Origin of the sequence: Zhihengliuella flava (assembly GCF_015751895.1) — a bacterium.
In the GTDB taxonomy this organism is placed as follows: Bacteria; Actinomycetota; Actinomycetes; order Actinomycetales; family Micrococcaceae; genus Zhihengliuella; species Zhihengliuella flava.
Window position 1 is genome coordinate 1,799,525 of the sequence record NZ_JADOTZ010000001.1, and the last position, 13,506, is coordinate 1,813,030.

A 13,506-nucleotide genomic window follows, 5' to 3' on the forward strand; every position below is an offset into this window, starting at 1 on the left:
GTCGAGGGGGAGGGAGGTCACACGGCGTCGCGGGAGATGGGGCACGTCATGCAGTGCCCGCCGCCGCGGCCGCGCCCCAGCTCGGCGCCAGCGATCTCGAGGACCTCGATTCCCGCCGAGCGGAGGCGGGCATTCGTCGTCGTATTGCGGTCATAGGTGAAGACGACGCCGGGGGAGACGGCGACGGCGTTGTTGCCGGAGTCCCACTGCTGCCGCTCGGACTCGAATTCGTCCCCGCCCGTGTCGATCGCGCGGATCGAGTCCAGCCCCATGGCGCGCGCGGCGACGTCGAGGAAGCGCTCCCCGCCGCGGGATTCGATCACCAGGTCATCCGCCGCCTCCCCGGGCCGGATGGTGAAGGGGTGCACGTCATCAACAATCCGGGGGTACACGGTGGCCGCGTCCACGTCCACGAACGTCAGCACCGTGTCCAGGTGCATGGCCGAGCGGAGCTTGGGCATGCCAGCCACCACGATCTCCCGGGCGGCCCCGGCCGCGAACAGCTCCGCCGCCACGTGGCTGATGGCCTGCCGCGAGCTGCGCTCCGACATGCCCATGAGGACGACGCTGTCGCCCACCGGCATCACATCCCCGCCTTCCAGCGTGGCCAAGCCGTGGTCCTCCTGCGCGTCACCCCACCAGACGCGGGCGCCGGTGAAGCGGGGGTGGAAGCGGTAGATGGCCTGCATGAGCAGCGTTTCGTCATGCCGGGCGGGCCAATAGAGGGAGTTGAGCGTGACGCCACCGTAGATCCAGCACGTGGTGTCCCGTGTGAAGAGGGTGTTGGGCAGGGGCGGCATCAGGAATTCGCGGGCGTCCGGCGAGTACTCCGCCAGCGCACGGGGGCCGGCCGGCAGGTCCGGGACGTCGGCCGTGGTGAGGCCGCCGATGAGGTACTCGGCGAGCTGGCGGGCCGGCAGCGCGTCGAGGAAGGCGCGCGTGGCGGATTCCAGCCCGAGCCCCACGAGACGCGGCACAATCTTCCGTTCCAGCAGCCAGTCCCGTGCGCCCGGGACGGCGAGGGTCTCCGCCAACACGTTGTGCAGTTCCAGTACCTCCACGCCCGTGGAGGACAGGTCCGCCACGAACCGGGCGTGATCCTCCTGTGCGCGCTCGACCCACAGCACGTCATCAAAGAGCAGCTCGTGGGAATTGGAGGGCGTCAGCCGGCGGTGCGCCAGTCCGGGCGAACACACCAAGACCGTGTTGAGCCGGCCCACTTCCGAATGAACTCCCAGCGGGGCGGCGGAGGCAGCAGCGGAAAGATCCATGACTGTAACCTAACCCACACCCGCGGCGAGGCGGGCACCGGCCACCGCGGCGGCGTCGTGCACCCCCGGCCGGACCCCGCGCTTAGTAGCGCGCGGCGTAGGGGTGAATGTTGTTCACGTAGCTCAGCGGGGTGACGGAAATGCCCACGCTGGGGTTGCGGGCATGGACGACCTGCCCGTTCCCCAGGTAGATGGCGACGTGGTAGAAGGAGGCCCCACCGTTGGAGGAGGAGAACACTAGATCGCCGCGCTTGAGCTGGCTGAGCGGCACGTGCGCCGGGGCGCCGAAGTACTGCTGCGTGGACGTGCGCGGCAGGGAGGCACCGCCCTGCCGGAACGCGGTCTGCGTGAACAGGGAGCAGTCGTACTGCCACGGCGGGTTGCCGCCGTAGAGGTAGGTGTAGCGGTCATCCTGAGCGATGTTAATGGCCCAGGAGATGGCCGGCTCATACACCCCGCTGCCCGAGCCCGACGGCGGCTGGGTGGGTTTCGGCGTCGGCTTGGGCGTCGGTTTGGGGGTGGGCTTCGGCGTTGGCGTCGGCGTCGGGGTGGGAGTGGCCGTGCGCGTCGGCGTCGGCGTGGGCGTGGGAGTGGGCGTCGGCCGGGTGGTGGGGCGCGAGGTGGGCTGCGGCGTCGGGGTGGGCGTCGGCCGAACCGTCGGACGGGACGTCGGTGGCGGCGTGGTCTCGGGGCGCGAGGGCTCCGGAGTGGTGGTCGGCGGCGTCGTCGGGCGGGGAACCAGGCTGGAACCGGAACCCGAGCCGGAGTCCGGCACGGCCGGCGGCGGGGTCAGGCCGGCATCGTCGGAGGGCACCGCAGCCGGCTGGTAGGACGGGGCCGTATCCCCGGCGGCCTCGGCGGCGGCCAGGCGCTCCTCGCGCTCCTCCGCGGCCCGGGCGGCCATGCGCGCCTCTTCCTCCTCGACGGTGGTCTGGCGCAGGGAGGCGAGCGCGTTGATGAGGTCGTCGTGCGCGGCCTCCTGCTCGGAGAGCGCCTGCGCGTAGACCTCCTGCTCGCGCTGGGCCTCGGCGAGGGCCGCCTCGGAGTCCTCCGCGGCCTCGGCGGCGGCGGCCTCGGTGGCCGCGGCGTAATCCTCCCACGCGGCCCACAGCTGGGCGGCCTCCGTGGCGGAGGCCAAGGTGGTGGCACGGTTGCTGGCCAGCGCCGTCATCGTGGACGTCTTGTACAAGACGTCGTTGGAGTCGCTCTGCGTCAGAAGCGCCGTCACGGCGGGGTTGACGCCGCCGTTGCGGTACAGATCGCCCGCCAATTGGCCGACCGCCGTCTTGCTGGTCTCGAAGTATTCCAGGGCTGCGTCCGCGTTCGTGCGCGCCTCTTCGGCTGCCGCGCGCCGCTCCTGCAGCACCAGTTCGGCGGCCGTGGCCGATTCCTGATCCGTCAGCGCGGCCACCTCGGCGTCGGCGACGCGGTTGCTTGCCGTGGAGATCATGGACTCGACGCGCTCAATGAGCGCCTTGAGCTCGGCCGGATCGTCCTGGGCCGCGGCGATCTGCGCCGGGCTGGGTAGCTGATCTGTGGCGGGGCTGGCCGGCAGGAACGCGGCGGGGACGACGGCGGTGCCCACCGGCGCGGGCTGCGCGGCGGCCGCGGTGCCCGTGATGGTGGCTCCGGCGATCAAGGCGAACGAAGCGCACGCAACGGGCAGAGTGTGCCGCTGGGCCATGAAGTACCTCACCAGTGTTCTGGGCCCTGCGGGCCGTCGATTACGGGGTGCGGCGCGGTGGCCGCGCCAGCCGTGAGGGCGCCTGAGCAGGCAGTCCCCCTGAGTGAGAATAGGGCACGTTCACCCCACGAGCAACAGGGTTCACACAAATCACACGAATCACAATCGTGTCATTCCGGCGCCGGAATATCAGGGTGCTGTGGGGCACGAACGACCGGTCGGCCGGCCTGGCGTCCCCGGCTTAATCGTGCGTCGGGTGCTCGTGCCGCGTGTGCTCCGCCGGCTCTAACTGGAAGGTGCAGTGCTCGGTGTCGAAGTGGGAGCCGAGGCAGGAGCTCAGCGCATCCAGGACCTCGTCGGCGCGGCTAGCGGAAAAGTGCTCGGCGTCCAAGACGATGTGCGCGGAGCAGACGGGCACACCGGACGTGATGGTCCACGCGTGCAGGTCGTGCACGTCGACGACCCCCTCGACGCTGAGCAGGTGTTCGCGCACCTCGTCGAGGTCGATGTTCCGCGGCGTGGCCTCGAGGAGCACGTCCACCACCTCACGCATGAGGGACCACGCTCGCGGCAGGATCATCGCCGCGATGACCAGTGAGGCCACCGGATCGGCCCACGGGGCGTCCGCCATCATCATGATGAGCGCGGCGACGATCACCGCGGCCGAGCCAAGCGTGTCCCCGAGGACTTCGAGGTAGGCGCCGCGCAGGTTCACGCTGGCGGTGCGCCCCTTGTGCAGGATGGCGAGGGAGATGAAGTTGGCGGCCAGCCCGATACATGCCGCGGCCAGCATGGGCTGGGTCGCGACCTCCGCGGCGGTGCCGAACCGGCCGATGGCCTCGACCGTGACCACGACGGCGATCACCACCAGAATCGTCGCATTGGCGAGCGCCGCCAGTACCTCGGCCCGCTGGAAACCGAAGGTGCGCTTGGCGGTGGCTGGCCGCGCCGCCGCCCACGCGGCGAACAGTGCGATGCCCACGCCGGCGGCGTCGGAGAGCATGTGTCCCGCGTCGGCCAAGAGGGCGAGGGAGCCGGAGAGCGCGGCACCGATCAGCTGCCCACACACGCCGAGCAGGGTGATGACGACGACGGCGGCGAGGCGCCGCTTGTGCCGCCCGGTGGCCGTCCCGCCGCTCAGGCCATGCGAATGTCCGTGATCGTGTCCCATTTAACCCCACCCGAGCTCGTGCAGGGTGGCGTCGTCGATGCCGAAGTGGTGGGCCACCTCGTGGACCATGGTGATGGTCACCTCGTCAATGACCTCCTCCTCGGAATCGCACATCTGCAGGATCGGCTCTTGGTAGATGAAGATGCGGTCCGGCATGGGCACGTCGCCCCAGTCCATGCCGCGTTCGGTGAGTGGGACGCCGTCGTAGAGGCCCAGCAGCACGGTGTCTGGGTCCTCGTGGGGCCCCGGTTCGTAGCGGTCCTCGATGAAGATGGCGACGTTGTCCATCATCTCCCTCAGCTGCGGCGGGATCTCGTCCAGGGCGCGCTCGACGGCGTCGGCAAACGCGTCGTCGTCCATCTCGAAGGCCATGGTGCGACTCTAGCTTTTTCGGGCGGTGGGGAGAATTTGCCGACTCGATTGCGCGTGCTCTATAGTTTTACAAGCTTGCTGGGCGCCTTGAATGGCCCCTGTCAGGTGAAAGGCCCCCATCGTCTAGTGGCCTAGGACACCGCCCTTTCACGGCGGCGACACGGGTTCGAATCCCGTTGGGGGTACTGAGATCTAGATCACGCGGAGCGGATTTGCGGAAGCGAAAATCGCTCTGATAGAGTTTAGATCTTGTGAGCGGGGCTCGTCCTCGTCAAACAGTAAGGCCCTGTAGCGCAGTTGGTTAGCGCGCCGCCCTGTCACGGCGGAGGTCGCGGGTTCAAGTCCCGTCAGGGTCGCTGAGATGTTCCGGCAACGGAAGATCGCGGTGATCATCGTAGATGATGCCAGGCTCTGTAGCTCAGTTGGTAGAGCGTTCGACTGAAAATCGAAAGGTCACCGGATCGACGCCGGTCGGAGCCACCAGCTAGAAAACCCCCCGGAGGATGTCCTCCGGGGGTTTTCTCGTGTCTGGGACCATCTCGGCGACCCGGAGCCTCTCCGCCGCGGGCTCTGCTGTGAAGCCGGTCTCGGCGGTAGGCTGGGTGCAGTCGTCGAAAGGCATGGCAGTCATGGATCGCGAGCACCTCCCGCCGCCGGGCCCCAGTGCGCCGCCCGCCGCGGACGCCGAGCTCGTTCCCGAGGCCGCGCAGCTCTCTCAGGCCGCCGTCGAGCGGCTCGCGGCCTCCGCCGCCCGCGGAGTTGACGGAGTCTCTTCGCTCGGTACCGGAGCCGGCCGGGCCTTCGGCGCCCTGCGCGGGCGCGTGGCTGGCCAGCACGAGGATCCCGCCGTGGGCGTCACCGCCGAGGTGGGCCGTGAAGAAGTCGCCGTGGATCTGACGCTCATCGCCGAGTATGGGCGCCCGCTGCACGACGTCGCTGCCGACGTCCGCGCCGCCGTGTTCAGTGCCGTCGGGGACATCACCGGCCTGCGCGTCATCGAAGTCAACGTGGACATTTCAGACGTGCACCTGCGCGCCGCGGAGGAGACGACGCCGGCCATCACCGCCGAGCCCGCGGCGGCCACACCGCCCGCTACCGAGCCACCTACCCACCGCCCACTTGAGGGAGACCGCGCATGAACACCATGCTTTCGCCCGTCGCCGTTAGCTTGCTCGTCGCCGCCGCCCTCGCGTGGTCGGCACTGGAACATGGGGCGGGAGGCTTCATCCTCATGGCCGCCTTCCTCGCCGTCGGCCTCATCGTCGGCCGGATGATCGACGGCAGGATCGACGCCCGCAAGTTCTGGGACCTGTTGACTGGTCGGCGGTCCTCCTCGTGACAGCGGATCACCTGCCCGGGCACACGCGTCTTAGCACCCAGGCCCTCTCCAGCACCGCGCGCATCATCGCCGCGGAGGCCTATGCCGTAGACCAGGCCCGCATCCACGTGGACCTCGACGACGATTACGGGGACCTCGCCCTGTCCTTCAGCCTGCCGCTGCCGGCGACGCCGCCGCCCGCCGAAGAGCCCGCCCCTGCCGGTGGCACGGTGTGGGACCGCGCCGTCGGGGTGAGGGAGAGCATCCGGGAGCGCTTCGTCCAGCTCACGGGATCCTCGATCAGCCGGGTCGACGTGCGTGTGACCGGGATCGTCGCCGAGTCGCCGGCCCGTGCGGGGAGGCGGGCCGAATGATGGACCATCAGCAGGACGCCGAGCGCGAGCGCACCTTCATTGAGCGCCGGCACACCCACTCTGCGCGTTCCTTCGCGTCCATCGTGGCGGCGGCCCTCGTGGCCCTCGTCTGCCTCTACTTCATGTTCGAGGCGGCCCTGAAGTCGATCGGCCAGGACGTCTGGCTCAAGTCCCCCGGGCAGTGGTGGCAGTGGTTCGCCGCACTGCCGGAGGGCGCCAACGTGCCCCTCGTGGCACTCGGCTCCGTGGTCATTCTGCTGCTGGGGCTGTTCTTCCTCCTACAGGGCATCCTCCCGGGGCGCAAGGCCCGGCGCGCGATCGCCAATGACCGCGCCGTCGTCGTCATCGATCACGAGGTGCTGGCGGCGACGTTGGCCCGCCGCGCCCGCACGGAGGCCAACGTGAGCCCCGAGCAGGTCGTGGTGGTGGTTGGCCATGCGGTCGTGGATGTGCAGGTGAGGCCCACCTCCGGCATCCGGATCAACGCTGACGCGGTCTCCGCCGCGGTTCGTGATGAGCTGGCGCGGAATCTCATCGATCCGGCCCCGCCCGTGACCGTCCGCATCGCCGACACCGGCGTGGTGGGGCAGTGAGGAGCACCGTGTGAACCAGACTCCCCGCGGCTTGAACCGCACGCTGTTGATCATCATCGGGCTGCTGCTGACGCTGACCGGCCTGCACGGCCTGCTCTTGGTGGCCCTGCCGCGCACCTACGCCGAGGGCTGGCACACCGTCGCCACCGCCGCGCAGAGCCAAGTGGAGGACCTCCTGGAGGCCACCACTCTGGCCGGGCAGCAGGACTCCTGGCTGTGGATTGTGGTGGTGTTGGTCATGATCGCGCTCGTCCTGTTGATGGCTGGCTGGATTGCGGTGCAGGGCCGCGGCCGCGCCGGAGTTTTTGTGCGCGGCCAGTGCGGTGGGCCGGACGACGGCGCCGCTGCCGACGGTACGTCCGGCGCCGCCCGCCGCGCGGTCCCGGGCACCGTGACGCTGTCCGCGTCGGTGCCGGAGCAGTTTATGCGGCAGGCCTTGGCCGGCCGGAACGATCTGGTCTCCGTCCATGTCAGCACGTGGGAACCGGTGCGCACTGGCTCCGCGGACGCCGCGTGGCGTGGCCACGGGGCGGGTCTGCAGATCAAGGTGCAGCCCCGACTGGGCGCGGCACCGCGACGGATCGCGGAAGACATCGCGCAGACGGTGCAGCACATGGATGCGGCCCTCGGTCAGCACGGCCCGGTGGTGATCCACCTCGCGGCGGGCGCGCGCACGCGCATGTCCCGGGCCGAGCGCGTCCGCTAGGTGCTATATTTTACGACTGACCTTCTTGTGAGAGCGGCCTGCCAAGAATCTGAGTGATGCAGCCACGTTGCCTTATGGAGCGCTGCTCATTCCGGTGTGCATTTCAATTCGGGTGCATCCTTGTGAATCGTCTGGGCACGGGTGCGTTTGCGTAGGGCAAGTGTTGTGTCGATACTTCCGTGATTCATCCACGTAGCCGCAACAGCGGTCATGCAGTTCTTTGCTCTCACGCTCCCGATGTGGGGAGTTGCGGTAATTTCACGCAGTTGTGAGGCGGCCTATTTGATCGAGCGCAATGAGAATAGAGGCTGACTCTCTTTAAAATCGTTGACCCAGCAGCGTTCGGTGATGCGCAGCGCCGCTGCTCTCGTGTGCACTCCCGGGAGCGTCGACGGGCTGGCCGTCGGTGCGTCGGGCAGCACCGTGTACGGGTATGAACGGACCAGCGGCGTCGCGTCCGGGACCACCACCGTGGTCTCGGTGGCCTCGCTGTGGCGATACGACGTCGCAACCGGCGGGTGGACGCGGCTTAACCGGACGGTCGACAGCAATGCCAACTCCCGCACGGTGCAGTTCATCGGTGGTGCCGTCAGCGTCGAGAACAACCGGTACTACTTCGTCGGGTTCAGCTCGGATAGTATGTGCTTGCGGATATGGGGGCTGCCACCAGAATCTTCGCGGTGACCGCCGCGAACCCAACGGCAGCTGCGGGTGGGACGAGCGCGACCCAGTTGTCGAATTCCGTGACCACCATGTCCAACGTCAATGGCTCGACCTTCGATGGAGCGGGACGGGTCTAGCCGGGGTAGTCGCTTCGGGACGCACTGGCGACAATGTCGACGGAAATAAACGAATCCTTGCAGCGGAATCGATGCCTACCAGACGATGTCAACTCTCGAGCACTTCATCTGATGTGGTTCAGGTTCTAAGCAGCTAAGGTCTCTCATCGTCGAGAATCGCGGGCACCTGTGGAGGCACATAGGCGGGGGCTAAAATGGCGCCCAAGGAACCTCCCGATGCCAGGTATTCTGCCGGTAGGCATGGAACGACGACTCTCGGCCACAGACCGCATATTTCTATTTACGCAGCCACTTGACCCGGGTGTACTCGCGTGCTGGTGCTTGAGATACCTGCTGCGTAGTGTGGACAAGTGAGTCGGGATCCAAATTGCGCTGAGAATCGGTCGCGAAGTCAGACTGGTTGCGTAGCAGCGGATTGTCAGCGATTCGCCTGCATGCAGTCCAGCCGACGTTCTGCACTTCATGTGCGGGCAGTGATGGACTTCCAAGTGTCGTTCATGCATCGCTCATTGCTTGCCTCTGGAGAAACATCCATACTCCATAACTCAATGGCTGGTAGCCGCCGCCAATCCGAAATTGACATACGGAGTGCGCATCGCGCCGCCGTTGTTTCTACTAGGCATCGGATTCGCGTCGCCAGACTCAGCCGTGCGGAAACTACTCGATCAATTGCAGACGAGAGGGACTGGCTAGAGCTCTACCGAGCAAAGTGCCCACCGCATGTCCTTGGCGCTGAGCCCTTGCGACACGAGCTCGAGCGGGGCGAGGCGCAGAAATTTGAGGATTGATGGCTCTTCAGATCATTGCTGCATCTCGTTGTGCCTCAACGATGAAGAGTACTGCGGGTGTGGCATTGTGCATACTGACAAGGGGCGATATTGTGACATTGGCGTATGCCTAATACATGCGCCCGACCTGCTCGCACTGGACTCTTGGCGCATCTGTGTCAAGAACTTGGAGAGATATGACTCATAGGAACAACCCTGGCCGCGCTCGGTCGCAATGCTTGCCTAGCGTTGGACTCACGATCGCTCTGGTCACAGGCGCAACCATCGGTGTCCCAGCCTCGGCTATGGCGGCCCCACCGTTTTCTTCTTCTGACTTCTTCGCCACGCAGTTTGGTGGTTCATCCATTCTTTCCGTGGATCCTGCAACGGGGGTCTCCACGGAGGTTTTGACGCCCCCTAGCGGTGACGGCTCTACTCTCAATCAGATTGGTCTTTCTGCGAATGGCGACCAACTGATTTTCACTGACGCTTCGAATGTCTTCGAGTACACAGCCAGTTCCGAGGAGTGGCAGGTTACACCTCGGGTCAACGGTCTTCCGAACACCATGGGTGGCGTCAACGCTGGATCCGGTCTTTACTTTTTCGGCGGACAGAGTTCAGGCGACAGTTTCATTTTCACCTCGTACGATCCGGCGACAAATACAGTCGGTGGTCAGACAGTCACCGTCACCGCTGCGGGAGCGCCGGGGGGTAACGGTGACTTGGCATTCGACAGCCTCGGAAACATGTACTTCGTTTCCGGAAGCAGTTCGACCGCCCAGGTATACCGTGTCAACGCTGAGGATCTCGGCTCCAGCGCAGCTGTTGCAGAAAAGGTCGGGCCGCTGATCTCCTCAGGGCAGGCTCTTAACTCGATGGCTTTTGCCACGGACGGGTACTTGTACATCGCCGGCAACGGTGCTGGTCTGTTGCGCGTCAATCCTGTGACTGGCGAGGTGCTGGAACAACGCCCCCTAGACTTCACGCTGACCGACTTGGCGTCGCGTGCGGTTCCTTACACGGGCTCGGCGTCTATTGAGCTGCCGGACGGCAGGAGTAACCCGGAGGATCAATTCACCGTATCTATTGACGGGGGTGGGATCGAAACAGGGAATACGGACACCACAGAAGGCGATGGCACGTCAGGTGAAGTAGGGCCGATCCTTCTGCTTCCTGGTGAGACCTACTCAATTAACGTAACTCCGGAGGGAAACACCAACCCGGAGTCGTACACCAGCACATGGCAGTGTGTGGACCCAATTTCGGGGGAAGTCCTTGCTTCCGGTGAAGGTATGTCTGGTGAGTTCACTGTTCCGGCCTCATCGCAAAACACTGAATGCTCGTTTACGGTTACCCCGTATGTAGAGCCGGTTGCTCAGGATGATGAGTCGTTGAATAACGAGCCGGGTTCGAGTGTGGTTGTTGACGTGCTCGGTAATGATCAGGGTGACTTGGATCCGTCGAGTGTTCAGATTCTTGATGGTGAGGGCGCTCCGGTGAGCGAGCTGACTGTTCCGGGTGAGGGGACGTGGACGGTGAACCCGGAGAACGGGAACATCACGTTTGCTCCGGAGGATGGTTTCGAGGGCAATCCGACGCCGATTACTTACCAGGTCACTGATGGTGCTGATAACACGGTCACGGCTGAGGTTGTTGTGACGTACAAGCCGGTTGCTCAGGATGATGAGTCGTTGAATAACGAGCCGGGTTCGAGTGTGGTTGTTGACGTGCTCGGTAATGATCAGGGTGACTTGGATCCGTCGAGTGTTCAGATTCTTGATGGTGAGGGCGCTCCGGTGAGCGAGCTGACTGTTCCGGGTGAGGGGACGTGGACGGTGAACCCGGAGAACGGGAACATCACGTTTGCTCCGGAGGATGGTTTCGAGGGCAATCCGACGCCGATTACTTACCAGGTCACTGATGGTGCTGATAACACGGTCACGGCTGAGGTTGTTGTGACGTACAAGCCGGTTGCTCAGGATGATGAGTCGTTGAATAACGAGCCGGGTTCGAGTGTGGTTGTTGACGTGCTCGGTAATGATCAGGGTGACTTGGATCCGTCGAGTGTTCAGATTCTTGATGGTGAGGGCGCTCCGGTGAGCGAGCTGACTGTTCCGGGTGAGGGGACGTGGACGGTGAACCCGGAGAACGGGAACATCACGTTTGCTCCGGAGGATGGTTTCGAGGGCAATCCGACGCCGATTACTTACCAGGTCACTGATGGTGCTGATAACACGGTCACGGCTGAGGTTGTTGTGACGTACAAGCCGGTTGCTCAGGATGATGAGTCGTTGAATAACGAGCCGGGTTCGAGTGTGGTTGTTGACGTGCTCGGTAATGATCAGGGTGACTTGGATCCGTCGAGTGTTCAGATTCTTGATGGTGAGGGCGCTCCGGTGAGCGAGCTGACTGTTCCGGGTGAGGGGACGTGGACGGTGAACCCGGAGAACGGGAACATCACGTTTGCTCCGGAGGATGGTTTCGAGGGCAATCCGACGCCGATTACTTACCAGGTCACTGATGGTGCTGATAACACGGTCACGGCTGAGGTTGTTGTGACGTACAAGCCGGTTGCTCAGGATGATGAGTCGTTGAATAACGAGCCGGGTTCGAGTGTGGTTGTTGACGTGCTCGGTAATGATCAGGGTGACTTGGATCCGTCGAGTGTTCAGATTCTTGATGGTGAGGGCGCTCCGGTGAGCGAGCTGACTGTTCCGGGTGAGGGGACGTGGACGGTGAACCCGGAGAACGGGAACATCACGTTTGCTCCGGAGGATGGTTTCGAGGGCAATCCGACGCCGATTACTTACCAGGTCACTGATGGTGCTGATAACACGGTCACGGCTGAGGTTGTTGTGACGTACAAGCCGGTTGCTCAGGATGATGAGTCGTTGAATAACGAGCCGGGTTCGAGTGTGGTTGTTGACGTGCTCGGTAATGATCAGGGTGACTTGGATCCGTCGAGTGTTCAGATTCTTGATGGTGAGGGCGCTCCGGTGAGCGAGCTGACTGTTCCGGGTGAGGGGACGTGGACGGTGAACCCGGAGAACGGGAACATCACGTTTGCTCCGGAGGATGGTTTCGAGGGCAATCCGACGCCGATTACTTACCAGGTCACTGATGGTGCTGATAACACGGTCACGGCTGAGGTTGTTGTGACGTACAAGCCGGTTGCTCAGGATGATGAGTCGTTGAATAACGAGCCGGGTTCGAGTGTGGTTGTTGACGTGCTCGGTAATGATCAGGGTGACTTGGATCCGTCGAGTGTTCAGATTCTTGATGGTGAGGGCGCTCCGGTGAGCGAGCTGACTGTTCCGGGTGAGGGGACGTGGACGGTGAACCCGGAGAACGGGAACATCACGTTTGCTCCGGAGGATGGTTTCGAGGGCAATCCGACGCCGATTACTTACCAGGTCACTGATGGTGCTGATAACACGGTCACGGCTGAGGTTGTTGTGACGTACAAGCCGGTTGCTCAGGATGATGAGTCGTTGAATAACGAGCCGGGTTCGAGTGTGGTTGTTGACGTGCTCGGTAATGATCAGGGTGACTTGGATCCGTCGAGTGTTCAGATTCTTGATGGTGAGGGCGCTCCGGTGAGCGAGCTGACTGTTCCGGGTGAGGGGACGTGGACGGTGAACCCGGAGAACGGGAACATCACGTTTGCTCCGGAGGATGGTTTCGAGGGCAATCCGACGCCGATTACTTACCAGGTCACTGATGGTGCTGATAACACGGTCACGGCTGAGGTTGTTGTGACGTACAAGCCGGTTGCTCAGGATGATGAGTCGTTGAATAACGAGCCGGGTTCGAGTGTGGTTGTTGACGTGCTCGGTAATGATCAGGGTGACTTGGATCCGTCGAGTGTTCAGATTCTTGATGGTGAGGGCGCTCCGGTGAGCGAGCTGACTGTTCCGGGTGAGGGGACGTGGACGGTGAACCCGGAGAACGGGAACATCACGTTTGCTCCGGAGGATGGTTTCGAGGGCAATCCGACGCCGATTACTTACCAGGTCACTGATGGTGCTGATAACACGGTCACGGCTGAGGTTGTTGTGACGTACAAGCCGGTTGCTCAGGATGATGAACCTGACAACGGTGGTGTTGAGCAGCCTGACAACGGTGGTACTGAGCAGCCCGATAACGGTGGTGCTGAGCAGCCGGAAAAGGGCCAGTTGGCCCAGACGGGTGCGACGACGGCGCTGCTGGCCGTATTTGGTCTAGGCAGTGTAATTCTGGGGGCGATCATCATGGTGCTCCGTCGGCGTCGTCTGAGCTAGGTCTCAGGGGGTTTGACGGCCCCTCCGTAGCCACAAAAGACCCCGCCCTAGGTGGGTTCTAGCGATCCTCGCAACACCCTGATCTTCAGGGAGTTGCGAGGATCGTGTCGTTGGATGACTTGAAGGAAGCGTTATTCGCGGTGCTGGACCGTCAGATGGCAACGTCCGAG

The 13,506-nt window shown here is 64.0% G+C and carries 11 protein-coding genes and 3 tRNA genes; 10 read left to right on the top strand and 4 right to left on the bottom strand.

Annotated features, from left to right (window positions below; all coding sequences use genetic code 11):
* Positions 1–17 precede the first annotated feature (17 nt).
* The 4 genes from IW252_RS08360 to IW252_RS08375 form a co-directional block, all read right to left on the bottom strand.
* Entirely contained in the window at positions 18–1,271 is a 1,254-nt protein-coding gene (locus tag IW252_RS08360; RefSeq protein WP_196836134.1) for an arginine deiminase, read from the bottom strand.
* 82 nt (positions 1,272–1,353) lie between these two features.
* Positions 1,354–2,955, bottom strand: coding sequence for a C40 family peptidase (locus tag IW252_RS08365; protein WP_196836135.1), 1,602 nt, complete (start codon positions 2,953–2,955; stop codon positions 1,354–1,356).
* 241 nt (positions 2,956–3,196) lie between these two features.
* Positions 3,197–4,126, bottom strand: coding sequence for a cation diffusion facilitator family transporter (locus IW252_RS08370; protein ID WP_196836136.1), 930 nt, complete (start codon positions 4,124–4,126; stop codon positions 3,197–3,199).
* Positions 4,127–4,498, bottom strand: a complete 372-nt coding sequence (locus tag IW252_RS08375; protein ID WP_196836137.1) for a metallopeptidase family protein — start codon at positions 4,496–4,498, stop codon at positions 4,127–4,129.
* 112 nt (positions 4,499–4,610) lie between these two features.
* Between IW252_RS08375 and IW252_RS08380 the strand changes: the two genes are divergently transcribed.
* From IW252_RS08380 to IW252_RS08425, 10 genes are all read left to right on the top strand, one after another.
* Positions 4,611–4,683, top strand: a tRNA-Glu gene (locus tag IW252_RS08380).
* A 97-nt stretch (positions 4,684–4,780) separates the two neighbouring features.
* Positions 4,781–4,854, top strand: a tRNA-Asp gene (locus IW252_RS08385).
* Positions 4,855–4,905: 51 nt separating this feature from the next.
* Positions 4,906–4,981, top strand: a tRNA-Phe gene (locus IW252_RS08390).
* A 146-nt stretch (positions 4,982–5,127) separates the two neighbouring features.
* On the top strand, positions 5,128–5,637 hold the full coding sequence (locus IW252_RS08395) for an Asp23/Gls24 family envelope stress response protein (protein ID WP_196836138.1): 510 nt from the start codon (positions 5,128–5,130) through the stop codon (positions 5,635–5,637).
* Positions 5,634–5,837 (top strand): hypothetical protein, encoded by a 204-nt coding sequence (locus IW252_RS08400; protein WP_231365960.1) that lies wholly within the window; start codon positions 5,634–5,636, stop codon positions 5,835–5,837. The genes IW252_RS08395 and IW252_RS08400 overlap by 4 nt, the downstream gene beginning before the upstream one ends.
* Entirely contained in the window at positions 5,834–6,190 is a 357-nt protein-coding gene (locus IW252_RS08405) for a hypothetical protein (RefSeq protein WP_196836139.1), read from the top strand. The genes IW252_RS08400 and IW252_RS08405 overlap by 4 nt, the downstream gene beginning before the upstream one ends.
* Positions 6,187–6,783 (top strand): hypothetical protein, encoded by a 597-nt coding sequence (locus IW252_RS08410; RefSeq protein WP_196836140.1) that lies wholly within the window; start codon positions 6,187–6,189, stop codon positions 6,781–6,783. Before IW252_RS08405 ends, IW252_RS08410 begins: the two co-directional genes overlap by 4 nt.
* A gap of 10 nt (positions 6,784–6,793) precedes the next feature.
* Entirely contained in the window at positions 6,794–7,489 is a 696-nt protein-coding gene (locus IW252_RS08415) for a protein-tyrosine phosphatase family protein (protein ID WP_196836141.1), read from the top strand.
* Between the two features lie 348 nt (positions 7,490–7,837).
* Complete coding sequence (locus tag IW252_RS08420) at positions 7,838–8,173, top strand: hypothetical protein (protein ID WP_196836142.1); 336 nt, start codon at positions 7,838–7,840, stop codon at positions 8,171–8,173.
* Positions 8,174–9,802: 1,629 nt separating this feature from the next.
* Positions 9,803–13,336 (top strand): Ig-like domain-containing protein, encoded by a 3,534-nt coding sequence (locus IW252_RS08425; RefSeq protein ID WP_196836143.1) that lies wholly within the window; start codon positions 9,803–9,805, stop codon positions 13,334–13,336.
* Positions 13,337–13,506: the final 170 nt, after the last annotated feature.

What these genes read in the sequence shown, in the direction of transcription:
- IW252_RS08400 (WP_231365960.1), top strand. Translation starts at nt 5,634, where the DNA reads ATGAACACCATGCTTTCGCCCGTCGCCGTTAGCTTGCTCGTCGCCGCC.
- IW252_RS08370 (WP_196836136.1), bottom strand. Translation starts at nt 4,126, where the DNA reads ATGGGACACGATCACGGACATTCGCATGGCCTGAGCGGCGGGACGGCC.
- IW252_RS08425 (WP_196836143.1), top strand. Translation starts at nt 9,803, where the DNA reads ATGTACTTCGTTTCCGGAAGCAGTTCGACCGCCCAGGTATACCGTGTC.
- IW252_RS08420 (WP_196836142.1), top strand. Translation starts at nt 7,838, where the DNA reads ATGCGCAGCGCCGCTGCTCTCGTGTGCACTCCCGGGAGCGTCGACGGG.
- IW252_RS08410 (WP_196836140.1), top strand. Translation starts at nt 6,187, where the DNA reads ATGATGGACCATCAGCAGGACGCCGAGCGCGAGCGCACCTTCATTGAG.
- IW252_RS08365 (WP_196836135.1), bottom strand. Translation starts at nt 2,955, where the DNA reads ATGGCCCAGCGGCACACTCTGCCCGTTGCGTGCGCTTCGTTCGCCTTG.
- IW252_RS08395 (WP_196836138.1), top strand. Translation starts at nt 5,128, where the DNA reads ATGGATCGCGAGCACCTCCCGCCGCCGGGCCCCAGTGCGCCGCCCGCC.
- IW252_RS08375 (WP_196836137.1), bottom strand. Translation starts at nt 4,498, where the DNA reads ATGGCCTTCGAGATGGACGACGACGCGTTTGCCGACGCCGTCGAGCGC.
- IW252_RS08360 (WP_196836134.1), bottom strand. Translation starts at nt 1,271, where the DNA reads ATGGATCTTTCCGCTGCTGCCTCCGCCGCCCCGCTGGGAGTTCATTCG.